Genomic DNA, 23,406 nt, shown 5'->3' on the forward strand with positions numbered 1-23,406 from the left:
CGGGCGTATCCCGGTCAGGAACTGGTTCACCGCGAGCCCGCCGCCGACCAGCGCCAGGGCGGTGCGAATCCAGGCCAGGAACGTCCGCTCGTTGGCCAGGGAGAACCGGTAGTCGGGGGTTTGCCCCTCGTCCCGCAGCCGCTCCGGCGCCCACCACAGCCGCGCCGCCGTCCGGAACCTGTCGATCACGCTCCGACCCTACGCAAGAACTCCGCCTCCGCGCTCCCGGTGCCACCGTCGCAGCCGCCGGTGGCACTCCAACCCGTCGGGCGTCACGTCCCACTCCGGCAGCCGCCGCTCCACCTCCTCCTCGGGCAGGAACGCCCACCAGGCGACCTCCTCCGCCTGCGGGTCCACCGGCACCTCGCACCGCACCTCGTACACGGACAGGAACCAGGTGTGCTCCGGCGACTCGTAGAGGAACTTCAGCCGGTGCTCGGGGCGCGGCAGCCCGCTCACCCCCAACTCCTCCTCGGCCTCCCGCAGCGCCGCCTCGTCATAGCTCTCGCCCGCGCCGACCACGCCCCCGACCACCACGTCGTACATCGAGGGGAAGACCAGCTTCTCCGGGGTGCGGCGGTGGACGAAGATCCGTCCCTCGGCGTCGTACACCCGCACCGAGACGCTCCGGTGCCGCATCCGCCGCGCCGTGGCCACACCGCGCGGGGCCCGTCCGACCACCCGGTCGTCCTCGTCCACGATGTCCAGCACCTCGTCCGCGGACCTGCCCGCCGCCTCGTCGATCATCCGTCCATCCAAGCAGTACGCGGGGGGTGTCGTCCGCCCGGACCGGGGGTTACCCTCCGGTCCACCAGCGCGGACGAGCCGAGGGACGGGTGGGCAGATGGCGTACGACGCCGATGTGATCGTGATCGGGGCGGGCCTGGCCGGACTCGCGGCCACCGCCGAACTGGCCGACGCCGGACGGCGGGTGATCCTGCTGGACCAGGAGCCCTCGGGCTCGCTCGGCGGCCAGGCGCACTGGTCCTTCGGCGGCCTGTTCCTCGTCGACTCCCCCGAGCAGCGCCGCATGCGCGTCCGCGACAGCCGTGAACTGGCCTGGCAGGACTGGCTCGGCACGGCCGGCTTCGACCGCGAGGAGGACGCCTGGCCGCGCCGTTGGGCCGAGGCGTACGTCGACTTCGCCGCGGGCGAGAAGCGGGCCTGGCTGCACGCCCAGGGAGTGCGGCTGTTCCCCGTCGTCGGCTGGGCGGAGCGCGGCGGCCACGACGCGACCGGACACGGCAACTCGGTCCCCCGCTTCCACATCACCTGGGGCACCGGACCGGGCCTGGTCGAACCCTTCGCACGGCGCGTACGACAGGGCGTCGACAAGGGCCTGGTGGATTTGAGGTTCCGGCACCGCGTCACCTCCCTGGCCCGCACCTCGGGCGCCGTGGACACCGTCGCCGGCGAGGTGCTGGCCCCCAGCGACGCCCCGCGCGGCACCGCGAGCGGCCGCGAGGTGGTCGGCACCTTCGAACTGCGCGCGCAGGCCGTGATCGTCGCCTCCGGCGGCATCGGCGGCAACCACGAGCTGGTCCGCGCCAACTGGCCCGAGCGTCTGGGCACCCCGCCCCGGCGGATGCTCTCCGGCGTCCCCGCCCACGTCGACGGCGCGATGCTCGGCATCGCGGAGGAGGCCGGCGGCCGGGTCGTCAACCGCGACCGGATGTGGCACTACACCGAGGGCATAGAGAACTGGGACCCGATCTGGGCCCGCCACGGCATCCGCATCCTGCCCGGCCCGTCGTCGCTGTGGCTGGACGCCACCGGGAAGCGACTGCCGGTGCCGCTCTTCCCCGGCTTCGACACCCTCGGCACCCTCGAACACATCATGCGGACGGGGCACGAGTACACCTGGTTCGTCCTCACCCGGAAGATCATCGAGAAGGAGTTCGCGCTCTCGGGTTCCGAGCAGAACCCCGACCTCACCGGCCGCAGCGTCCGCCAGGTGCTCGGCCGCGCCCGCGCGGGGGCGCCCGGACCGGTGCGGGCCTTCATGGAGAAGGGCGCCGACTTCGTCGTGGAGCGCGACCTGTCCGCCCTGGTGCGCGGCATGAACGCGCTGACCGGCGAGGGACTGATCGACGAGGACGCCCTGCGGCGCGAGATCACCGCCCGCGACCGGGAGATCGACAACGCCTTCACCAAGGACCTCCAGATCACCGCCGTCCGCGGTGCCCGCGCCTACCTCGGGGACAGGCTGATCCGGGTCGCCCCGCCGCACCGCCTGCTGGACCCGAAGGCGGGCCCGCTGATCGCCGTGCGCCTGAACATCCTCACCCGCAAGACCCTCGGCGGCCTGGAGACCGACCTGTCCTCGCGCGTGCTCACCGGAGACGGCGCACCGCTGCCCGGCCTCTACGCGGCCGGCGAGGCCGCCGGTTTCGGAGGCGGGGGCATGCACGGCTACCGCTCCCTGGAGGGCACCTTCCTGGGCGGCTGCCTGTTCTCGGGCCGCACGGCCGGCCGCGCGGCGGCGAAGGCCGTGGGCTGACGGCGGGCCGCGGGCGCGGGCCGGGGGTGGGCCGCGGGCTCCCCGCCGCGCCCCTCGGGGCGCCCACAACGCGACGTCCCCCGTGGGAGACCCACGGGGGACATCGTGTCGGTGTCCGGAGGGGGACTTGAACCCCCACGCCCGATAAAGGGCACTAGCACCTCAAGCTAGCGCGTCTGCCATTCCGCCACCCGGACGAGGAGAGCGCCGTCGACCACTGCCGTGGCGACGTGTAAACCATAGCACTGGAGAAGGGACGGGCGATCACACCCGCCGCTGTGCGGGAGCCGGCGGAAGCGGGAGGATGGGACGCCCCGCTACAGGAGGAGGCAGTGTGAGCGAGCCGAGCGCGACCGCGGCGGACACCGTCAGGGGCGAGGACGAGGTCGTCGACCTGTGCCGTGACCTCATCCGGATCGACACCAGCAACTACGGAGACCACTCCGGGCCCGGCGAGCGGGCCGCGGCCGAGTACGTGGCCGAGAAGCTCGCGGAGGTGGGACTGGAACCGAGGATCTTCGAGTCCCACCCGGGACGGGCCTCGACCGTGGCCCGGATCGAGGGCGAGGACCCCTCGCGGCCCGCCCTCCTCATCCACGGCCACACCGACGTCGTCCCGGCGAACGCGGACGACTGGACCCACCACCCGTTCTCCGGCGAGATCGCCGACGGCTGCCTGTGGGGCCGCGGGGCCGTCGACATGAAGGACATGGACGCGATGACGCTGGCGGTCGTCCGGGACCGGCTGCGCACCGGCCGCAAACCGCCGCGCGACATCGTGCTGGCCTTCCTCGCCGACGAGGAGGCCGGCGGCACCTACGGGGCGCGGTACCTGGTGGACCGGCACCCGGAGCTCTTCGAGGGCGTCACCGAGGCGATCGGCGAGGTCGGCGGCTTCTCCTTCACCGTCAACGAGAAGTTGCGGCTGTACCTGGTGGAGACGGCCGAGAAGGGCATGCACTGGATGCGGCTCACGGTGGACGGCACGGCCGGGCACGGCTCGATGACCAACACCGACAACGCGATCACCGAGCTGTGCGAGGCCGTCGGGCGCCTGGGTCGGCACCGGTTCCCCGTGCGGGTGACCAAGACGGTCCGCTCCTTCCTCGACGAGCTCTCCGACGCCCTCGGGGTCGAGCTGGACCCGGAGGACATGGACGCGACCCTCGCGAAGCTGGGCGGCATCGCCAAGATCATCGGGGCGACCCTGCGGAACACCGCGGCCCCGACGATGCTCGGCGCGGGCTACAAGGTCAACGTGATCCCCGGCCAGGCCACCGCCCACGTCGACGGGCGCTTCCTGCCCGGATACGAGGAGGAGTTCCTGGCCGACCTCGACCGGATCCTGGGCCCGCGGGTGAAGCGCGAGGACGTGCACGCCGACAAGGCGGTGGAGACCACCTTCGACGGCGCCCTGGTGGACGCGATGCAGACCGCCCTGCGGGCCGAGGACCCGATCGCGCGCGCCGTGCCGTACATGCTCTCCGGGGGCACCGACGCCAAGTCCTTCGACGACCTGGGCATCCGCTGCTTCGGCTTCGCCCCGCTGAAGCTGCCGCCGGAGCTGGACTTCGCCGGGATGTTCCACGGCGTGGACGAGCGGGTGCCGCTGGACGGTCTGCGGTTCGGCGTGCGGGTCCTGGACCGCTTCCTCGACCACTGCTGACGGCCTCCGGGCCGGGGTGCCCCGGGCATTCGACACTGTGTGCGCATGTCACCGGGACGGGTGAAAGCGTTCGGGGGCCGTAGCCCGGTTCCTCCGTTGTCGTTACAGGGAGTGCGGTCCGCGGCTGGGATCGCATTGCCAACAAGGAGGAAGAATGATCAAGAAGGTCGTCGCTGTCGCGGCTGCCACCGGCGGTCTCGTACTCGCGGGCGCGGGTGCGGCCTCCGCCCACTCCGGCGCCCAGGGCGCCGCCTTCGGTTCCCCCGGTGTGGTCTCGGGCAACGTCATCCAGGTGCCCGTCCACGTTCCGGTGAACGTCTGCGGCAACACGATCAGCGTGATCGGAGTGCTGAACCCCGCCTTCGGCAACGTCTGCATCAACCAGTGACGTCGCTGCCGGACAGGTGAGTCCGGCGCACGGCGGCCCCGGAGTGCGCGCCATGCGCTCCGGGGCCGCTGTTTCGGCGGGCGGAGAGGCCAGGAGCGCCCTCCGGTCGCGGTCCCGTGCGGATCGCAAGGCACCAAGGCACCCCATCAGCAGAGGGCAAGGAAGAACACATGCGACAGGTCACCAGGAAGGGCCTGATCACCATCGCCGCGGCCGGCGGAATGCTGGCCATGTCGGGCGGCTACGCCCACGCGAGCACCGGCACCCAAGGCGCGGCCGTCGGTTCTCCGGGCGTGCTGTCCGGCAACACCGTCCAGGCGCCCGTCCACGCGCCGGTGAACGCCTGCGGCAACACCGTGTCGGGCGGAGGCGCTCTCAACCCCTCCTTCGCCAACCGGTGCGCCAACGACTACTCGCACCACTACGGGCACCACCACGGCGGCGGGTACGGCGGGTACGACGGCGGGCACGAGTCCCACGATCACGAGTACCCCGGGAGCCACGGGTCGGACGGTGGGCACCACGGTGGTCACCGTGGCGGACACCACGGGTCGGACGGCGGACACGGCGGACACGGCGGCGGGTACGACCGCGGGCACGAGCGGGCCGGCGGCACCCGGGGCGTCGCCGCGGGGTCTCCCGGTGTCGGCAGCGGCAACACCGTCCAGGTGCCCGTGGAGGTGCCGGTGAACGTCTGCGGCAACTCCGTGTCGGTCGTCGGCGCCCTCAACCCCTCCTTCGGCAACAAGTGCGTCAACGACGACTCCGGGCACAAGCCGGGGAAGCCGGATCACCCCGAGAAGCCGGGCAAGCCGGGCAAGCCGGGCAAGCCGGGTGAGCCCGAGAGGCCGGGCAAGCCGGGGCACCCCGAGGAGCCGGGCTGCGAGGACGAGGGCGGCAAGGACGGCAAGGACGGCAAGGACGGCAAGGGCGAGTGCGAGAAGCCCGGAAAGCCCGAGAAGCCGCGGGACGAGGGTGACAAGAAGCCCAAGCCCGACACCCGCGCCCCCGAGCAGGGCCGATCCGGCCCGGAGGTGCTCGGAGGCTCGCTGGCGGACACCGGCGCGCCCGCGCTGGGCACGCTCCTCCCGCTCGGCGCCGGTGCGCTGCTCGGCGGCACGCTGCTCTACCGGCGCGCCCGCGCCGCGCAGCGCTGACCGCCGGACCGGCACACGGAAGAACACGACGAGAAGCGGGCCCCGCTCCCCACGGTGGGATCGGGGTCCGCTCCCCGTGTGAACCGCGTCACCAGGTGGCGCGCAACTGGCGGATGATCCGCCGCCGCAGCCGCACCTGGCGGCTGCCGTCGGAATTGAGCCTCAGTCGATCCAGCTCCCAGTGTCCGTACTCGGCGTGGTCGGTCAGCAGTTGTGTGGCGGCCTTGCGGGATACCCCGCGAGGAACGTACAGATCGCGAAATTCGTATTCCGGCATCACATCCATTGTGCGGGCAGGGGCCCGGTACGGATAGCGTCTGCACTATGTCTGATGCTGCGCAGCCCAGCGCTGCCGAGGTACGAGCCGCCGCCGAAGCGTTGAAGACCGCGCTGGACCGTCACCTCGAAGCCGTCGAGCGACGGTCCGCCGAGGACGGCACGGCCGCCGAGATCGCCCGGGCGGATGCCGCCGTTCACGCCGCGTTCGACGAGCTCGCCGCGGCGGGAGAGGCCTACGACGAACTGCTGTACGACGTCTACGACGAGGTCACCCCCTTCGAGGTGCCCGGCGGAGACGGCATGGCCGCCTACTCCGGACCGGAGGAGCCCGGCACCCTCAGCGTCTTCATCCGCCGTGACTACACCGTCGTGGAGCCGCAGCGGTTGATGGCCCAGGCGCAGCGCGTCACCGAGCTCGATCCGGACTCGGTGGACGGCGACACGGAGGTGCTGGAGGGCCCCTTCGCCGGGAGCGGCGCGCACGCCGCGCTCGGGGTGCTGTTCGGCGAGTACGAGCCCGACGAGATCGCCACCCGGCACAAGGAGTTCGGTCTGGAGGAGGGCGACTCCACCCTGTGGGTGATCGCGGGCGACGAGCCGCCCGAGCCCGGGGAGTGGCTGGGCGCCCCCTTCGAATCGGCCGACCCCGAGCGGGTCGTCTGCCGGTTCGACGTCAGCGCCGTCTTCGACGAGGAGGACGGCTTCTACGGCCGGGTCGGCGGCGGCGTCGACGATGCCATCGACGAGGGCATCGACGAGGCCGAGGAGATCGGGGAGGACCTCGAAGAGATCGAGTTCGAGGACGATGCCGACGACGAGGGGGACGACGCCGACGACGAGGGGGGCGACGGCGGCCCGGCTCCCGGCCCCGGAGGGGCCGCGGCGGGCTGAGCCGCCGCCACCCCGCCGTCAGTCCGGCAGGCCCGGCTCCCCGACCGCCTCCGCCTGCGTGTGCAGCAGCGTGCGCAGGCGGGTCGTGCGCGCGGGAGCCGGCACCTCCGCCACCGCTCGCGGCAGTGCCCCGTCCACGCCGTGCACCACGGACAGGTGCCGCTCGCCGCGGCCGAACGCGGTGTACACCCACGCCCGGTCCAGGGCCTTGACCGCGTCGCCCGGCAGCACCACCACGACCGCCGGCCAACGCGTGCCCACGGCCTGGTGGGCGGTGATCGCCCAGCCGTGCCGCACGGTGTCCGCCACCCGCTCGCGCGGGACGGTGATCCCGCGCCCGGCGCACTCCAGACGCAGCCCCTCGGCGTCCGCGGAGACCACCGTGCCCGGTGTGGCACGGCCGGGGGCGGGGGAGTGGACCACCCGGTCGCCGGGGTCGAAGCCGCCGAACCGGCCGGGACCGGGATTCAGACGCTCCTTGAGCGCGGCGTTGAGCACCCGGGTGCCCGCGGCGCCGCCGTGGCCGGGCGTGATCACCTGGGTCCGTTCGGCGGGCACCCCGATCGCCCTCGGCACCGAGTCGGCGATCAGTTGCACGGTGCGGTGCACCGCCTCCGCGGCGTCGCGCACGGGGACGATCACCACCTCCCGGTCGGGGGCCGCCACCTCGTTCAGCTCGCCGATCCCGATGCCCGAGACCAGCTCGCCGATCGGGCCCGCGTCCGGCGTCCGGGAGACGACGTGCGGGCAGACCCGGGCCGCGAGCAGATCGGCCGACACCTGGCCGGGGCCCGCCGCGCCGAGCAGGTTCGGATCCCCGCTGAGCACCAGCCGCGCACCGTCCGGCAGCGCCTCCACCAGGGCCGCCGCCCGCTCGGCGTCGAGCTGGGGGGCGTCCGACACGGCGAGCAGATCCAGCGCGTAGGCGCCCTCCTCGTCCCGTCCGGGGCCCTCCCGGCCGGCCAACAGGCCGTCCACGGTCACGGCCGCGGAGTCCGGTCCCCTGCCGTTCTCGCCGTCCCCGGCCCCGTCCCCGTCGTCGGCCCCGGTACCGGTGCCGTCGCCGAGCAGTTCCGCCAGCCGCCGCCTGCCGTCCTCGCCGTGGGCCGCGGCGTACGCCCGCAGCCCCAGCGACCGGGCCGCGGCGACGAGCGCGGCGGGTTCGGCGCGGGCGGCCTCGCCTCCGGTGTGCACGACCAGGCCACCGCGCGCCACCGTCCGGATCAACTCGGCCGCCGACGGGGTGGGCGCCCCGGCCGCGGTCGCCTCCCAGCGCTCCGCCTCCTGTGCGTCGGGCGGGACGAAGGTGCCCATCAGCCGGGCCAGGCCCTCGGCCAGGCTCTCCTCGGCCAGGGCGTACCGTTCCAGGCCCAGCAGCAGCCGCACGGGCGGCCCGTCCTCGCCCTCTCCTCCGGCGCCGTCCTCGGCGTCCTCGGCGGTGCCGGAGACGGCTTCCCGCTCGGCGTCCTCGAAGGCCAGCACCGTGCCGGAGTCGATCGCCTCGCGCACCGCCTCCTGTGGGTCCGGCACGGCGTACCGGGCCAGTTCCCCGGCGAGCGTCGCGGGCGGCAGGACGGTGTGCCCGGTCCGCGCGGCCCGCTCCAGCAGCCACGTCACAAGCGCCCGGGCGCGTCGCTCGTCGCCGGGACCGCACTCGGCGCCCAGCAGCGCGCGGGCGAAGCCGTCCGCCTGCTCCGGCAGCACGCCGGGGACCGCCAACAGTTGCCACGGGTCCGCGCGCAGCACCTCCTCGGCCCCCTCGCCCAGGGCCTCCACGACCCGCGCGCCGAGCGCCTCGGGCGCGCCGCCCTCGGCGAGCAGCGCGACGACGCCCGCGGGCACCGCCACGGGGCCGGCCGGCGTCGGCCGCGCGCCGGGAGCGGGCACGGGCCGGGGCGTGGGGGCCGCACGCCGGGGAGCGGGTTTCGGCTCGGCGAAGAACTCGGCGGCGGAACGTTCGCCGCTCTCCACGGCGCGCACGGCGGCCATGAGTTCGGCGGCCTTGTCTCGCGCGGCGTCTCGCATGGCGTCTCGCGTGACGTCCCGGGCGGCGTCCCGAGAGGGCTCCCGGGCCGTCCCGTCCCTGGCGTCGTCCGGACTGTCGGAACCGGGCGCGGTCACAGCGTGCTCCAGTCGTGATCGGGATAGCGGTGCACCGGGGCCGACACGTCGTCCAGCGCCCGGCGGATCTCAACCGGAAGCGTAAGGCTCTCCACCGACAACACCTCGTCGAGCTGCCGCGACGTGCGCGCGCCGACGATCGGCGCGGCCACCCCCGGCCGGTCCCGCACCCAGGCCAGTGCCACCTGGAGCGGGGTGACGGCCAGCCCGTCGGCCGCTATGGCGACCGCGTCCACGATCCGCGCCGCCGCGTCGTCGAGGTAGGGCGCGACGAAGGGCGCCAGGTGCTCCGAGGAGCCCCGCGAGTCCGGCGGCGTGCCGCCGCGGTACTTGCCGGTGAGCACGCCCCGTCCCAGCGGGGAGGACGGCAGCAGCCCGACGCCCAGGTCCAGCGCGGCGGGCAGCACCTCCCGCTCCACCCCGCGCTGGAGCAGCGAGTACTCCATCTGCGCGCCGGCCAGCCGGGTGCGCGTGCCGGGCGCGGCGAGCTGCCAGGTGGCGGCCTTGGCCAGTTGCCAGCCGCAGAAGCCCGTCACCCCGGCGTAGCGGGCGCGACCGCTGCTCACCGCGGTGTCGACCGCCTGGAGGGTCTCCTCCAGCGGGGTGACGGGATCGTAGGCGTGGATCTGCCAGAGGTCCACGTAGTCGGTGCCCAGCCGCTCCAGCGAGGCGTCGAGCGCGGCCAGCAGGTGGCCGCGCGAGCAGTCGGAGCGGCGCTCGGGGTCCGGCACGCCGCCCGCCTTGGTGGCGACCACCAGGTCCCGGCGCGGCACCAGATCGGCCATCAGCCGTCCCAGCAGGTACTCGGCGCCCCCGTCGGCGTACACGTCGGCGGTGTCCACCAGTGTGCCGCCCGCCTCCCAGAAGGCCTTCAGCAGGTCGGCTGCCTCCCTCTCCCCGGTGTCCCGCGTCCAGGTGAGGGTGCCGAGCCCGATCCGGGATACGCGGAGGCCGGTGCGGCCCACGTGCCTGTGCTCCATGGGCGTTGAGCGTACTTGTGGCCGCGCGCTAGAGTCCCGTGGACAAGCACGTTACTGATCAGTAAGGGGAGCGCGATGCGGCTCGGGATCAACCTCGGCTACTGGGGAGCCGGGATGGACGCGGACAATCTCGCGGTCGCCAAGGAGGCCGACCGCCTCGGCTACTCCGTCTGCTGGGCGGCGGAGGCCTACGGCTCGGACGCCGCCACCGTGCTCGCCTGGGTCGCCGCGCAGACGGAGCGGATCGACGTGGGATCGGCGATCTTCCAGATCCCCGCCCGCACCCCCGCCATGACGGCCATGACGGCCGCCACCCTCGACACCCTCTCCGGCGGACGCTTCCGGCTGGGGCTCGGCGTCTCCGGACCGCAGGTCTCCGAGGGCTGGTACGGGGTGCGGTTCGACAAGCCGCTCGCCCGCACCCGCGAGTACGTGGAGATCATCCGCAAGGCGATGTCCCGCGAGCGCCTGACCCACACCGGCGAGCACTGGACGCTGCCGCTGCCCGACGGCCCGGGCAAGCCGCTGAAGCTGACCGTGCACCCGGTCCGCGAGCACATCCCGCTGTACATCGCCGCCATCGGGCCGAAGAACCTGGAGCAGACCGGCGAGATCGCCGACGGCGCCCTGCTGATCTTCTTCTCGCCCGAACACGCCGAGGAGACCACGCTCGGCGCGCTGCGCGCCGGACGCGAGAAGGCGGGCAAGACCCTCGAGGGCTTCGACGTGGTGCCCACCGTGCCCCTGGCCGTCGGCGACGACGTCGACGCCCTGGCCGACACCTTCCGCCCCTACACCGCCCTGTACGTCGGCGGCATGGGCAGCCGCAAGCAGAACTTCTACAACAAGCTGGCCCAGCGGATGGGGTACGAGAAGGAGGCCGCCGAGATCCAGGACAAGTACCTGTCCGGCGACAAGGAGGGCGCCGCGGCGGCCGTGCCCCGGCGGCTCATCGACTCCACCACGCTGCTCGGCCCCGTCGACCGGATCGCCGACCGGATGCGGGCCTACGCCGAGGCCGGGGTGACCACCCTGTCGCTCACGCCCGCGGGCTTCACCCTGGAGGAGCGGATCGCCGCGCTGCGGTCCGGGGTGGAGGCGCTGGAGCGGTCCGGGGTCGCCTGAGGGGCGGCGGGCGACGCCCGTCCCGGGACGTGTTCACGGCCGTGGTGGGGGCTCGGGGTCTCCCCGCCACGGCCGTCACCGAGCACAACGCCCCGCGGGTCGGCGGGTTACGCCCGCCGCGCCGGGCCCCCCGTTCGGCCCAGGCGGCGGAGCGACCTGTTGCCGCGGGCCGGGCGCCCCGTTTGACTCGACTTCTGCGGACACGTCCACGGAGGTACCGGTCATGCTCTGGACAGGGGACCCGCTGCGCGAGGCGCTCGACGACGACGCGGGCTTCCGACTGCTGTGCTCCCTGGCCGCCGACACCGAGGCCCGCAACGGACGGGGGAACGGCAGGATCGCCGCGTCCGTGCCGCTCTGCCGGCGCGACCTGGCGCCCGACATGGCCCGACACGGCGCCCAGCAGGAGCGGCACGCCCGCCTGCTGGGCGAGCTGTCCGTCCGGCGCGGCCTGGAACCGGTCGCCGTGCCCCGCGAGGCGGACCACGCCCTGCTCCTGGAACGCCGGGGGGCCTGCCCGGCGCACGCCAAGCTGGACCGCGGGAACCCCCTGAACGAACGGGACGTCATCGCCCACCTCGCCCACGCGTACGTCGCCGAGACGCGCGCCGCGACATGGCTCGCCCGAGCGGCCGAACACCTCTCCGGCGACCCGGAGGCCGCGCTCCTGGCGCGGGAGATCGCCCTGGCCAAGCGGGACCACCTCGCCTACTGCCGGGAGGGCCTGCTGCGCTTCACGCGCGCCGGACACGGCGCCGCCGTCCGGTGGCTGCTGCGAGAGAGCGCGCTGGCGGAGATCCGCGCGCACCGCGACGCCGGCGTCGCCCTGCTGGCCCACCTGGGGCACCTGCTGGGCTGGCGGATGGCCAGGTCGGTGGCGATGGAGACATGGGTCCGGGCGGTGTACGCGGGCGAGTGGCTCGTCGGCCGGCACCGCATGGTGGGCCTCGCCCCGTTCGAGCGCCCCGCGCCCCCCGTCCCGCCGGCCCCGCCTGATCGCGCCGTGGACGCCGACACCCCCGACGGGCCGCCCGACCCCGCCGCTACAGCCAGCCCCGGCGCTTGAACAGCCGGTACAGACCGACGCTCACGGCGACCATCAGCACCATCGCCCCCGGATAGCCCAGCGGGTGGTCCAGTTCGGGCATGTGGGAGAAGTTCATGCCGTAGACCCCGGCGATCATGGTCGGGACCGCGGCCACGGCGGCCCAGGCGGAGATCTTGCGCAGGTCGTCGTTCTGCCGGACCCCCACCTGCGCCAGATAAGCCGACAGGATGTCCGACAACAGCCGGTCCAACCCCTCGACCTGGTCGTTCACCCGGGTCAGGTGGTCGTGGACGTCCCGGAAGAACGGGCGCGAACGCTCCGGCACGAAGGGCACCCCGGCGCCCGCCAGCCGCTCCATCGGCTCCGTCAGCGGTCCGGAGGCCCGACGGAACTCCAGCAACTGCCGCTTGACGGTGTAGATGCGGCTCGCGACGGTGCGCCCGTCCATGCCGCCCGGCGTGAAGACCCGTTCCTCCAGCGCCTCGAGGTTCGCGTGCAACTCGGCGGCCACCTCCGTGTAGCGGTCGACCACCACGTCGCTCACCGCGTACGCCACGGCGGCCGGACCGTCACGGAGCACCTCGGGGTCCCGCTCCAGGCGCTCGCGCACCCGGTCCAGCGGATCGACGTCGCCGTGCCGCACGGACACCACGAAGGAGTCGCCGAGGAACAGCATCAGCTCCCCGGCGCTCACCGTGTCCGTCGCCTCGTCGTACTCCACCGGCTTGAGCACCAGGAACAGCGAGTCGTCGTAGATCTCCAGCTTCGGGCGCTGGCGGGCCGACAGGGCGTCCTCCACCGCCAGCGGGTGCAGCCCGAACACCTCGGCGACCGAGCCGACCTCCTCCGGGGAGGGCTCGTGGAGGCCGATCCACAGGAAGGCGTCACCGGCCGCGCGGGCCGCCTCGATCGCCTCGGCCGGCTCCGCGGGACCCTCGGTGCGGCGTCCGCCGCGGTAGATGACGCAGTCCACTGCCACAAGGCCATCGTGCCCCCACCGCGGTACGGCATGTGGGTGAGGGCCGCCCTCCGGCCTCGCCTACGCTGGCTGCCATGCCCACGCTGCTCCTCGTCCGGCACGGCCGGTCCACCGCCAACACCTCCGGGCTGCTCGCCGGGCGCACCCCCGGCGTGCCCCTGGACGACCACGGCGCCGCCCAGGCGGACGCGCTCCCCGCACGTCTGGCGCCCGTCCCGCTGGTCGCCGCCGTCCACAGCCCGCTGGAGCGCTGCCGCCGGACCCTGGGCCCGCTGGCCCGGGTCCGGCCGGAGATGCCGCTGTACGTCGAAGAGCGGATCAACGAGTGCGACTACGGCGACTGGACCGGCCGCAAGCTCGCCGAGCTGAACGACGAGCCGCTGATGGCCGCCGTCCAGCAGCACCCCTCCGCCGTCGCCTTCCCCGGCGGCGAGACGATGCGCGGCATGCAGGCCAGAGCGGTGGAGGCCGTACGCGACTGGAACGAGCGGATCGAGAAGGAGCACGGGCCCGACGCCACCTACCTGATGTGCTCCCACGGCGACGTCATCAAGGCGCTGGTCGCCGACGCCCTCGGGATGCACCTGGACCTCTTCCAGCGCGTCCACGTGGAGCCCTGCTCGATCACCGTCATCCGCTACACCCCGCTGCGGCCCTTCCTGCTGCGGCTGGGTGACACCGGGGACCTCGCCTCGCTCGCCCCGCGCGAGACGGACGCGGGAGACGGCGCGCCGCGGGCCGGGGGCGACGGGACCGCCGCCGTGGGCGGCGGGGCCTGACCGGAGCCACCGACGGCGCACCGTGGTCGGCACGGTGATCGCCGGGCGCAGTAGGGTGCCAGTGACCCAGCAGTCGACCCAACGGAGCAGGACGTGTCCCGTCAGGTGTTCCTCTACGACCCCCCGGAACGCTTCGTGGCCGGTACGGTCGGGCTGCCTGGCCGCCGCACCTTCTACCTCCAGGCGTCCGCGGCCGGCCGCACCACCAGCGTCGCCCTGGAGAAGGCGCAGGTCGAGGCGCTCGCCGAGCGCATCGACGAACTCCTGGACGAGGTCGTGCGGCGCACCGGCGGCAGCGCCCCCGTCCCGGCCGTCGCGCCCGCCGAGGCAGCCGACACCGACCCCCTGGAGACCCCCGTGGAGGAGGAGTTCCGGGTCGGCACCATGGCACTCGCCTGGGACGGAGAGGAGGAGTGCGTGGTCGTGGAGGCCCAGGCCCTGGTCGAGTTGGACGTGGAGTCCGAGGAGGACCTGGTCGAGGCCGAGGAGAGGCTGCTGCGGGACGACGAGAACGGCCCGCCGGTGCTGCGTGTGAGGATCAGCGGCGCCATGGCCCGGGCCTTCGCCAAGCGCGCCATGGACGTCGTCAGGGCGGGCCGCCCGCCGTGCCCGCTGTGCAGCCTGCCTCTCGATCCGGAAGGACACGTATGCCCGCGCCAGAACGGATACCGTCGCCAGTCGTGACGCCGGACGGGACGGCCGAGCTGCTGGCCCGCGGCGAGTTGACGGTGCGCGGACGCCTCCGTGACGCCTCCAACGCGGTGCTGTACTGCACGGTCGCCCACGCCGGGCGCGAGGTGCCCTGCGTCTACAAGCCGGTGCGCGGCGAGCGCCCGCTGTGGGACTTCCCCGACGGCACCCTGGCGCGGCGCGAGGTGGCGGCGTACGAGGTGTCCGAGGCGCTCGGCTGGCACCTGGTGCCGCCGACCGTGCTGCGCGAGGGTCCGTACGGCGAGGGCATGTGCCAGTTGTGGATCGGGCCGTCGCCGGTCGGCGGGACCGGGACCGGAACAGGGGCCGACGGGGCGGCGGGCGGCCCCCAGGACCCCGAGGCCCCCCAAGGCCTCCGGGAGCCCGAGAAGGACCCCGAGAGGGGCGGCGGACCCGCGGCCGGCGACCTCCTCGCGCTCGTGGAGGGCGAGGAGCCCGAGGACGGCTGGAAGCCCATCGGCCTGGTCGACGTGGGGGAGGGACGCACCGCGCTGCTGGTGCACGCCGACGACCCGCGCCTGCGCCGTCTGGCCGTCCTCGACGCGGTGATCAACAACGCCGACCGCAAGGGCGGGCATCTGCTGACCGGCGCGGACGGGCGGCTGTACGGCATCGACCACGGGGTCACCTTTCACGCCGACGACAAGCTCCGCACGCTGCTGTGGGGCTGGGCGGGCGAGCCGCTGCCCGCCGAGACCCTGGAACCGCTGCGCGACCTGGCCGCCGCACTGACCGACGGCGCCCCGCTCGCCGCCCGAATGGCCGAATTGATCACCCCGGCCGAGGTGGCCGCCCTGCGCGAACGGATCGACGGCCTGCTCGCCTCCGGCCGCCACCCGCTGCCCGGAGGGGACTGGCCCGCCATCCCCTGGCCGCCCGTCTGACCCGCCGACCGGAACCGACCGCGCGTTCCGGCTACTGTGCCCATCCCACTCGTGGGCACCACCAATCGCCGGTTACGCTCGTGACCATGCATGCCTGGCCCGCTTCCGAGGTGCCCGCCCTGCCAGGTCAGGGCCGCGACCTCAGCCTCCACGACACCGCGACCGGTGGACGAGTGACCCTCGCCCCCGGCCCCGTCGCCCGCGTCTACGTCTGCGGCATCACGCCGTACGACGCGACCCACATCGGGCACGCGGCGACCTACAACGCGTTCGACCTCGTGCAGCGCGTGTGGCTCGACACCAAGCGGCAGGTCCACTATGTGCAGAACGTCACCGACGTCGACGATCCGCTGCTGGAGCGGGCCGCCGCCACCGGTGAGGACTGGACCGCGCTGGCCGAGCGCGAGACGGCGCTCTTCCGCGAGGACATGACCGCCCTGCGCATGCTCCCCCCGAAGCACTACATCGGCGCCGTCGAGTCCATACCCATGATCGTCCCGCTCATCGAGCGGCTGCGCGACGCCGGCGCCACCTACGAGATCGACGGCGACGTCTACTTCTCCGTCTCCTCCGACCCCCACTTCGGCGAGGTCTCCCGCCTGGACGCCGAGGCGATGCGGCACCTGTCGGCGGAGCGCGGCGGCGACCCCGACCGTCCGGGCAAGAAGAACCCGGTCGACCCCCTGCTGTGGATGGCCGCCCGCGACGGCGAGCCGTCCTGGGACGGCGGCTCGCTCGGCCGCGGTCGCCCCGGCTGGCACATCGAGTGCGTCGCCATCGCCCTGGAACACCTCGGCATGGGCTTCGACATCCAGGGCGGCGGCTCCGACCTGGCCTTCCCCCACCACGAGATGGGCGCCTCGCACGCCCAAGCGCTCACCGGGGAGTACCCCTTCGCCAAGGCGTACGTCCACGCCGGGATGGTCGCGCTGGACGGCGAGAAGATGTCCAAGTCCAAGGGGAACCTGGTCTTCGTCAGCAGACTGCGCCGCGACGGGGTCGACCCGGCCGCCATCCGCCTGGCGCTGCTGGCCCACCACTACCGCTCGGACTGGGAGTGGACGGACGCCGTCCTCGACGAGGCGGTCGCGCGGCTCGACCGCTGGCGGGCCGCCGTCTCCCGTCCCGACGGGCCGCCGGCCGACGACCTGGTGGAGGAGATCCGCGAGGCCCTCGCGGACGACCTCGACGCCCCCGCCGCGCTGGCCGCCGTCGACCGCTGGGCCGCCCGTCAGCGGGAGGAGGGCGGCACGGACACCGGCGCCCCCGGTCTGGTGACGCGGGCCGTGGACGCGCTGCTGGGCGTCGCGCTCTGACACCGAAGGACCCGAGGGACCCGAAGGACCCGAGGAGCCCGGGAAACACCGGAACGCCCCGGTCGGCCCGCACGGCCGACCGGGGCGTTCCGCCGTCTCGCGGTCCGTGTCCCGACCGTCAGGCGACCGTCAGGCGTCTCCGTCCCCGGGACCCTCCCCGGCGTCGGGGCGCTCCGGTCCCTCCCCGCCGTCGGAGCCCTCGTCCGAGGACTTCGACGGGCGGCCCCGGCCGCCGAGGTCGCCGGAGGTGTCCCGCAGATACGAGCCGCTCTCGGAGGCCGTGCCGCCGCCGGCGGTGTGGCCGTCGCGGCGCCGCAGGTAGCGCTCGAACTCCTTGGCGATGGCCTCGCCCGTCGCCTCCGGCAGGTCCGCGGTGTCCCGCGCCTCCTCCAGCGACTGCACGTACTCGGCCACCTCGCTGTCCTCGGCGGCGAGCTGGTCCACGCCCAACTGCCAGGCCCGGGCGTCCTCCGCCAGCTCGCCCAGCGGTATCCGCACGTCCAGCAGGTCCTCCAGCCGGTTGAGCAGGGCGAGGGTCGCCTTGGGGTTGGGCGGCTGCGAGACGTAGTGCGGCACCGCGGCCCACAGGCTCACGGCCGGCACGCCCACGTGCGCGCACGCCTCCTGCAGGACGCCGACGATGCCCGTGGGCCCCTCGTAACGGGATTCCTCCAGGTCCAGGGTGCGGGCCAGGTCCGGGTCGGAGGTCGTTCCGGTGACCGGAACCGGCCGGGTGTGCGGGGTGTCGCCGAGCAGGGCGCCGAGCACGACGACCATCTCCACGCCGAGCTCGTGGGCGAAGCCCAGGATCTCGTTGCAGAAGGACCGCCAGCGCATGCTCGGCTCGATGCCGCGCACCAGCACCAGATCGCGGGCCCGGCCCCGGCCGTCGGTCTCGCCGAGCCGCACCACCGACAAGCGGGTCGTGGGCCAGGTGATCCTGCGGGCCCCGCCCTCCAGCCACACCTGGGGCCGGTTGACCTGGAAGTCGTAGTAGTCCTCGGCGTCCAGCGCCGCGAACACCTCCCCCTTCCACTCCCGCTCCAGATGGGCGACCGCGGCGGAAGCGGCGTCACCGGCGTCGTTCCAGCCTTCGAACGCGGCCACCATGACCGGGTCAACCAGCTCGGGAACCCCCTCGAGCTCGATCACCCAGTGCCTCCTTCCGGCCGACGCGGAGCACGCGCTCCGTACCGGCTGACGTCTCATTACCGTGCGGCCCCAGCCTACGGCGTGACCGTGCCCGCTCCGCAGCCCTCGCACGCCTTTCGGGGCGGCCTTTCGGGACGGCCTCCTGTGGGACGGGCGCGGCACGGGAGCGGCGCGGACGCTCCTGGCGGGGGGGCCCCCGCCGGCGGGGGGGGGGGCGCCCGGGGGGGGGAGCCCCCCCCGGGCCGCCCCCCCTCCCCCCCCGGCGGCGGGCGCGGGGCGGGGCCCCCCCCCGGGGGGGCCCCCCCCGGCCGGGGGGGGGACGCCCGCCAGGAGCGCCGGGGCGTCCGGGTGGATGCGCTCGCCCAGCGACGGGTCCTCGTGGACCAGACGGGCGATGTCGAAGGCCAGGACCCCGTAGTGGGTCGCCAGGTGTCGGGCGGTCGGCGGGTCGAGCGGGACGCCCGGCTCGCGCTCCACCAGCAGCCGGTGGGTGACCGCGTCGGGGTTGGCCACCCCCGGCAGCGGTACCCGGCGCACCAGCTCGGAGACCGGCACGGCGTCCTCGGTGATCCCGGTGGCCGAGACGCCCGGCAGCCTCGCCAGCTTCCGCAGCACCGTGCGGCCGATGTGCCGGTAGGTGGTCCACTTGCCGCCCGCGACCGAGAGCATTCCACCGCGTCCCTCGGTGACCACCGTCTCCCGCTTGGCGGACTCCACGCCGCCCGCGCCGCCGGGCAGCACCCGCAGCCCCGTGAAGGCGTACGTGATCAGGTCGCGGTCCAGGTGCTCGTCCCGCACGGAGAACGCGGCCTCGTCCAGGATCTGCCGGATGTCGGCGTCGGTGACGGCGACCTCGGCCGGGTCGCCCTCGTACGCCTCGTCCGTCGTGCCCAGCAGCAGGTGGTCCTCCCAGGGGAGGGCGAAGGTGATGCGGTACTTGTCGACGGGCGTGGCCAGCGCGGCCTGCCACGGCGCCTTGCGCCTCAGCACCAGGTGGGCGCCCTTGGAGAGGCGGACGCTGGGGGCCGCGCCCGCGTACTCCATCCGCCGCAGGTGGTCCACCCACGGGCCGGTGGCGTTGAGCACCAGGCGGGCGTCGACGCCGAACTCGGTGCCGTCCAGCCGGTCCCGCACCTCGGCGCCGGTGACCCGGCCGTGGGTGAAGCGCAGGCCCGTGACCTCGGCGTGGTTGAGGACCACGGCGCCGCAGTGCGCGGCGGCACGGACGGTCATCACCGCGACCCGGGAGTCGTTCATCTGGTGGTCGCCGTAGACCGCGACGGCCTTGAGGCCCTCGGTGCGCAGCGCGGGGTTGGCGGCGGCGGCCTTGGCCGGGGAGATCAGCCGGCCCACCCCGTCGCCGAAGGCGGACAGGGCGGAGTAGGCGAAGACGCCCGCGCCGAGCTTGGCCGCGCCGTGCGGGCCGCCCTTGTAGACCGGCAGGTGGAAGGTGAGCGGGTTGACCAGGTGCGGGGCCACGTCTCTGGCCAGCACCCGCCGCTCGTGGTGGTTCTCCGCGACCAGCTTCACCGCGCCGGTCTGCAGGTAGCGCAGCCCGCCGTGGACGAGCTTGGAGGAGGCGGAGGAGGTGGCGCCGGCGAAGTCGCCGGCGTCCACCATCGCCACCCGCAGTCCCGACTGCGCCGCGTGCCAGGCCACCGAGGTGCCCAGGATGCCGCCGCCGACGACCAGCAGGTCGAAGACGGCGCCCGACAGCACCTCCCTGGTCTCGGCACGGCCCGGATTGGGCCCGGCGGCCGGGCGCGCCCCGAGGGTGGGGACGCCTCGCAGGGTGTTCATGCTGCTCACTTCTCCTCTTCGATCCAGCCCATGGTCCGTTCCACGGCCTTGAGCCAGTTCTCGTACTCGCGTTCGCGGACGTCCGCCTCCATGCGCGGCGTCCACTCCGCCGCCCGTCGCCAGTTGGCGCGCAGCGCGTCGGTGTCGGGCCAGAACCCGACGGCCAAGCCGGCCGCGTAGGCGGCGCCCAGACAGGTGGTCTCGGCGACCATGGGCCGCACCACCGGGGCGTCCAGCACGTCCGAGATGCACTGCATCAGCAGATTGTTGCTGGTCATCCCGCCATCCACCTTAAGGGCGGTCAGCTCGACACCGGAGTCCTTCTCCATCGCGTCGACGATCTCGCGGGTCTGCCAGGCGGTCGCCTCCAGCACCGCCCGCGCGATGTGGGCCTTGGTGACGTACCGGGTCAGGCCCGCGATGACCCCGCGCGCGTCGGAGCGCCAGTAGGGGGCGAACAGCCCGGAGAAGGCGGGGACGAAGTAGGCGCCGCCGTTGTCCTCCACCGAACTGGCCAGCGTCTCGATCTCGGCGGCGCTGTTGATCAGCCCCATCTGGTCGCGCATCCACTGCACCAGCGCGCCGGTGACGGCGATCGAGCCCTCCAGCGCGTACACCGGGTCCTGGTCGCCGATCCGGTAGCCGACGGTGGTCAGCAGGCCGTTGTAGGAGTTGACGACCTGCGAGCCGGTGTTGAGCAGCAGGAAGGTGCCGGTGCCGTACGTCGACTTGGCCTCGCCCGGCGAGAAGCAGGTCTGGCCGAACAGGGCGGCCTGCTGGTCGCCGAGCGCGGAGGCCACCGGCACGCCCTCCAGGACGCCCCGGGCCTCGCCGTAGATCTCGGAGGAGGAACGGATCTCGGGCAGCATCGCCATGGGCACGCCGATGGACTCGCAGATCCGCGGGTCCCAGTCCAGGGTGTGGAGGTTCATCAGCAGGGTGCGGGAGGCGTTGGTGACGTCGGTGACGTGCACGCCGCCGTCCGTGCCGCCGGTGAGGTTCCAGATGACCCAGGAGTCCATCGTGCCGAAGAGGATCTCGCCGGCCTCGGCGCGTTCGCGCAGCCCCTCGACGTTGTCCAGCAGCCAGCGGATCTTCGGGCCCGCGAAGTAGGAGGCGAGCGGCAGGCCGGTCTCGCGGCGGAAGCGGTCCTGCCCCACGTTGCGGCCCAGTTCCCGGCAGAGGGCGTCGGTGCGGGTGTCCTGCCAGACGATGGCGTTGTGGACCGGCCTGCCGGTGGCCTTCTCCCACAGCAGCGTCGTCTCGCGCTGGTTGGTGATGCCGAGCGCCCGGACGTTCTCGCGGGTGATGTCGGCCTTGTCGAGGGCTTCCGCGACGACCTCCTGGACGTTGGCCCAGATCTCGGCGGCGTCGTGCTCGACCCGGCCCGGCTCGGGGAAGATCTGCTCGTGCTCCTTCTGGCCGACCGAGACGATGCGGCCGTCCCGGTCGAAGACGATGCAGCGGCTGGAGGTCGTGCCCTGGTCGATGGCGGCGATGAACTCGCGGCGGTTGTCGCTCATGGTGGGATGCTCCAAAGGGGCGCGGGGGACACGGGGAATGCGGCGGAGGCACCGGAGGGAGAGGGTGAGGGGGGCCGGGGAGGGCGCTCAGGCGAACGCGAGCCGGTAGAGGCCGCCCGCGACGACCCCGCCCAGCAGGGGGCCGACCACCGGCACCCAGGCGTAGCCCCAGTCCGACCCGCCCTTGTTCGGCAGCGGCAGCAGGGCGTGCACGACGCGCGGACCGAGGTCGCGGGCCGGGTTGATGGCGTACCCGGTCGGACCGCCCAGCGAGAGGCCGAGCCCGACGACGACCAGGGCGGTGATGAGGACGCCGGTTCCGGACAGGGCCAGCCCCTTGGTGAGGCCCTGGGTGAGGATGGCCAGGACCAGCACGGTGGTGGCGACGGTCTCGGTGGCCAGGTTCTGTACGGGGTGGCGGATCTCGGGGGCGGTGGAGAAGACCCCCAGCACCGGGCCGGGCGCGTCGGATCGCGCGCCGGAGCCGCCGACGATCTCGCGGTCGGTCAGGTGCGCGTGGAACTGGCCGTAGTAGCAGACCCACACCAGGGCGGCGCCGACCATGGCGCCGAGCAGTTGGCCCGCGACGTAGACGGGCACGTCGCCCCACTGTCCGCTCTGCACGGCGATGCCGACGGTGACGGCCGGGTTGAGGTGGGCTCCGGAGAGGCCCAGGGAGGTGTAGGCGCCGGTGAGAACGGCGAAACCCCAACCGAAGGTGATGGCGACCCAGCCCGCGCCCATCGCCTTGGAACGCTTGAGCGTGACGGCGGCGCAGACGCCCCCGCCGAGGAGGATGAGGATGGCGGTACCGATGGTCTCGCCCAGGAATATGTCGGAGCTGGACACCCGCGACTCCTTTGCTCGTGTCCGGAGGGAGTCAGATGGAGGAGGTGGGAAGGCGGACCAGTTCCCGTTTGGTGTTCGACATTGCCGACCGCCGAACGGCAGTTTTATGCTCAGCGAACATCCCGTCAAGGGCACGAGCGATACGGAGCGGGGCCCGGAGTCGGACCGACGGCGTCAAACCGATCGGAAGCCCCCGACGGCCTCGAAGCCCCGCCCCGAGCCGGTCGCACGGGCGTCCTGCGGGCATGGAACGCGCCCCCGCGACCCAGGGGCCCGCGGGGCAGGGGCAGGCGGCGGGGGGAGAGGGCGGGACGGGAGAGGAGGGCTCAGAAGCGGCCCGCGCCCAGGTCGCGCGAGACCGCCCGCGCGCAGTCCCGCACGGCGGCCACCAGACGCGGCTGGATCGCCCCGTCGGCGCAGAGCCGCTCCACCGCGCCGGTGACGGCCACGGCGCCCACCGGCATCCGGCGGTGGTCGTGGATCGGGGCGGCGATGGAGGCCACCCCCTCCCAGGTCTCCTCCACGTCCGAGCCCCAGCCGCGGGCCCGGGTGAGCTCCAGGACCTCCTCGAACGCCTTCGGATCGGTGACCGTGCGCGCCGTCAGGGCCCGGCGCTCGACGTCCATCGCCTGGCTCCGCGCCACCGGGTCGTACGCCGCCAGCACCTTGCCCAGGGCGGTGCTGTGCAGCGGCTGCATCGCGCCCACCTCCAGCACCTGCCGGCTGTCGTCGGGCCGGAAGACGTGGTGCACGATCAGCACTCCCTGCTGGTGGAGAACGCCCAGGTAGACGCTCTCCCCGCTGGACCGGGCCAGGTCGTCGGTCCACACCAGGGCACGGGCGCGCAGTTCGTGCACGTCCAGGTAGCTGTTGCCCAGGCGCAGCAGTTCGGCGCCCAACTGGTACTTGCCCGAGACCGGGTCCTGTTCGACGAAACCCTCCTGTTGGAGCGTGCGCAACAGGCCGTGCGCGGTCCCCTTGGCCAGGCCCAGCGCGGAGGCGATGTCGGAGAGCCCCAGGCGCCGCTCGCCTCCGGCAAGCAACCGCAGCACCGCCGCCGCCCGCTCCAGCGACTGAATGGTCCGGGCCATCGCGTACCTCTCCTCTTGGGCTCTCGCTCCGGTGGACCGGAAACAGGATTCGACAATGTCGAACGCTATCGGATCATGACGATGTCGTGGTAGCCGTCCGGGCCCGGACGTCCACTCCTCGGGACGCCTCCGACCCGCGGAATGCCGACGGATACCCTGGCTGGGTG

General features: G+C 73.8%; 21 protein-coding genes, 1 tRNA gene and 1 pseudogene. 11 read left to right on the top strand and 12 right to left on the bottom strand.

Going from position 1 to position 23,406, the window contains the following annotated elements; all coding sequences use genetic code 11:
• Both IF47_RS0107690 and IF47_RS0107695 read right to left on the bottom strand, forming a co-directional pair.
• Positions 1-186 (bottom strand): YidH family protein (locus IF47_RS0107690; RefSeq protein ID WP_031507791.1); only part of this gene is annotated, 186 nt, incomplete at its 3' end.
• Positions 187-198: 12 nt separating this feature from the next.
• Positions 199-747 carry an NUDIX domain-containing protein gene (locus IF47_RS0107695; protein WP_031507560.1) on the bottom strand — a complete coding sequence of 183 codons (549 nt, stop codon included), beginning with the start codon at positions 745-747 and terminating at the stop codon, positions 199-201.
• Positions 748-844: 97 nt separating this feature from the next.
• Here IF47_RS0107695 and IF47_RS0107700 point away from each other — a divergent pair, with 97 nt between their 5' ends.
• Entirely contained in the window at positions 845-2,500 is a 1,656-nt protein-coding gene (locus tag IF47_RS0107700) for an FAD-binding dehydrogenase (RefSeq protein ID WP_031507561.1), read from the top strand.
• 112 nt (positions 2,501-2,612) lie between these two features.
• Here IF47_RS0107700 and IF47_RS0107705 read toward each other — a convergent pair.
• Positions 2,613-2,697: transfer RNA gene (locus tag IF47_RS0107705), tRNA-Leu, on the bottom strand.
• A gap of 107 nt (positions 2,698-2,804) precedes the next feature.
• On the opposite strand from IF47_RS0107705, the gene IF47_RS0107710 reads away from it, so the two are divergent.
• The 3 genes from IF47_RS0107710 to IF47_RS0107720 all read left to right on the top strand — a co-directional run bounded on the left by IF47_RS0107710 (position 2,805) and on the right by IF47_RS0107720 (position 5,711).
• On the top strand, positions 2,805-4,166 hold the full coding sequence (locus tag IF47_RS0107710) for a M20/M25/M40 family metallo-hydrolase (RefSeq protein WP_425423561.1): 1,362 nt from the start codon (positions 2,805-2,807) through the stop codon (positions 4,164-4,166).
• A gap of 154 nt (positions 4,167-4,320) precedes the next feature.
• Entirely contained in the window at positions 4,321-4,554 is a 234-nt protein-coding gene (gene chpH, locus IF47_RS0107715; RefSeq protein ID WP_031507563.1) for a chaplin ChpH, read from the top strand.
• Between the two features lie 170 nt (positions 4,555-4,724).
• The gene (locus tag IF47_RS0107720; protein ID WP_031507564.1) at positions 4,725-5,711 is read left to right on the top strand and encodes a chaplin; all 987 of its coding nucleotides are present in this window, start codon (positions 4,725-4,727) and stop codon (positions 5,709-5,711) included.
• An 88-nt stretch (positions 5,712-5,799) separates the two neighbouring features.
• On the opposite strand, the gene IF47_RS0107725 is transcribed toward IF47_RS0107720, so the two are convergent.
• Positions 5,800-5,988 carry a DUF5703 family protein gene (locus IF47_RS0107725; RefSeq protein WP_031507565.1) on the bottom strand — a complete coding sequence of 63 codons (189 nt, stop codon included), beginning with the start codon at positions 5,986-5,988 and terminating at the stop codon, positions 5,800-5,802.
• Positions 5,989-6,035: 47 nt separating this feature from the next.
• Here IF47_RS0107725 and IF47_RS0107730 point away from each other — a divergent pair, with 47 nt between their 5' ends.
• Positions 6,036-6,881 carry a hypothetical protein gene (locus IF47_RS0107730; RefSeq protein ID WP_031507566.1) on the top strand — a complete coding sequence of 282 codons (846 nt, stop codon included), beginning with the start codon at positions 6,036-6,038 and terminating at the stop codon, positions 6,879-6,881.
• A gap of 18 nt (positions 6,882-6,899) precedes the next feature.
• Here the strand turns inward: IF47_RS0107730 and IF47_RS0107735 are convergent, their stop codons facing one another.
• Positions 6,900-8,906, bottom strand: coding sequence for a helix-hairpin-helix domain-containing protein (locus tag IF47_RS0107735; RefSeq protein WP_051717254.1), 2,007 nt, complete (start codon positions 8,904-8,906; stop codon positions 6,900-6,902).
• 92 nt (positions 8,907-8,998) lie between these two features.
• Positions 8,999-9,982 carry an aldo/keto reductase gene (locus IF47_RS0107740; protein WP_031507568.1) on the bottom strand — a complete coding sequence of 328 codons (984 nt, stop codon included), beginning with the start codon at positions 9,980-9,982 and terminating at the stop codon, positions 8,999-9,001.
• Positions 9,983-10,057: 75 nt separating this feature from the next.
• On the opposite strand from IF47_RS0107740, the gene IF47_RS0107745 reads away from it, so the two are divergent.
• Positions 10,058-11,107 (top strand): LLM class F420-dependent oxidoreductase, encoded by a 1,050-nt coding sequence (locus IF47_RS0107745; RefSeq protein ID WP_031507569.1) that lies wholly within the window; start codon positions 10,058-10,060, stop codon positions 11,105-11,107.
• Between the two features lie 223 nt (positions 11,108-11,330).
• Positions 11,331-12,173: a hypothetical protein gene (locus tag IF47_RS0107750; protein WP_078591645.1), complete on the top strand. Its 843-nt coding sequence runs from the start codon at positions 11,331-11,333 to the stop codon at positions 12,171-12,173.
• On the opposite strand, the gene corA is transcribed toward IF47_RS0107750, so the two are convergent.
• On the bottom strand, positions 12,151-13,134 hold the full coding sequence (corA, locus tag IF47_RS0107755) for a magnesium/cobalt transporter CorA (protein WP_031507571.1): 984 nt from the start codon (positions 13,132-13,134) through the stop codon (positions 12,151-12,153). The genes IF47_RS0107750 and corA overlap by 23 nt on opposite strands.
• Before the next feature lie 74 nt (positions 13,135-13,208).
• Here corA and IF47_RS0107760 point away from each other — a divergent pair, with 74 nt between their 5' ends.
• The 4 genes from IF47_RS0107760 to mshC all read left to right on the top strand — a co-directional run bounded on the left by IF47_RS0107760 (position 13,209) and on the right by mshC (position 16,824).
• Positions 13,209-13,913 (top strand): histidine phosphatase family protein, encoded by a 705-nt coding sequence (locus tag IF47_RS0107760; protein WP_031507572.1) that lies wholly within the window; start codon positions 13,209-13,211, stop codon positions 13,911-13,913.
• 93 nt (positions 13,914-14,006) lie between these two features.
• The gene (locus IF47_RS0107765) at positions 14,007-14,597 is read left to right on the top strand and encodes a DUF3090 domain-containing protein (protein ID WP_031507573.1); all 591 of its coding nucleotides are present in this window, start codon (positions 14,007-14,009) and stop codon (positions 14,595-14,597) included.
• On the top strand, positions 14,561-15,508 hold the full coding sequence (locus tag IF47_RS0107770; protein WP_031507574.1) for an SCO1664 family protein: 948 nt from the start codon (positions 14,561-14,563) through the stop codon (positions 15,506-15,508). Before IF47_RS0107765 ends, IF47_RS0107770 begins: the two co-directional genes overlap by 37 nt.
• An 86-nt stretch (positions 15,509-15,594) precedes the next feature.
• Positions 15,595-16,824 carry a cysteine--1-D-myo-inosityl 2-amino-2-deoxy-alpha-D-glucopyranoside ligase gene (mshC, locus tag IF47_RS0107775; RefSeq protein WP_031507575.1) on the top strand — a complete coding sequence of 410 codons (1,230 nt, stop codon included), beginning with the start codon at positions 15,595-15,597 and terminating at the stop codon, positions 16,822-16,824.
• Positions 16,825-16,953: 129 nt separating this feature from the next.
• Here mshC and IF47_RS30590 read toward each other — a convergent pair whose 3' ends face one another.
• From IF47_RS30590 to IF47_RS0107795, 5 genes and pseudogenes are all read right to left on the bottom strand, one after another.
• Positions 16,954-18,033, bottom strand: a complete 1,080-nt coding sequence (locus IF47_RS30590; RefSeq protein WP_425423562.1) for a PAC2 family protein — start codon at positions 18,031-18,033, stop codon at positions 16,954-16,956.
• Positions 18,034-18,294: 261 nt separating this feature from the next.
• Positions 18,295-19,776: pseudogene (locus IF47_RS30595) on the bottom strand (glycerol-3-phosphate dehydrogenase/oxidase); the annotation flags it as partial.
• Between the two features lie 5 nt (positions 19,777-19,781).
• Positions 19,782-21,299 (bottom strand): glycerol kinase GlpK, encoded by a 1,518-nt coding sequence (glpK, locus tag IF47_RS0107785; protein ID WP_031507577.1) that lies wholly within the window; start codon positions 21,297-21,299, stop codon positions 19,782-19,784.
• 87 nt (positions 21,300-21,386) lie between these two features.
• Entirely contained in the window at positions 21,387-22,148 is a 762-nt protein-coding gene (locus tag IF47_RS0107790; protein ID WP_031507578.1) for an MIP/aquaporin family protein, read from the bottom strand.
• Between the two features lie 326 nt (positions 22,149-22,474).
• A complete protein-coding gene (locus tag IF47_RS0107795; protein WP_031507579.1) occupies positions 22,475-23,239 on the bottom strand; it encodes an IclR family transcriptional regulator in 765 nt (254 codons plus the stop codon).
• Positions 23,240-23,406: the final 167 nt, after the last annotated feature.

Origin of the sequence: Streptomyces megasporus (assembly GCF_000718985.1) — a bacterium.
Classification (GTDB): Bacteria; Actinomycetota; Actinomycetes; order Streptomycetales; family Streptomycetaceae; genus Streptomyces; species Streptomyces megasporus.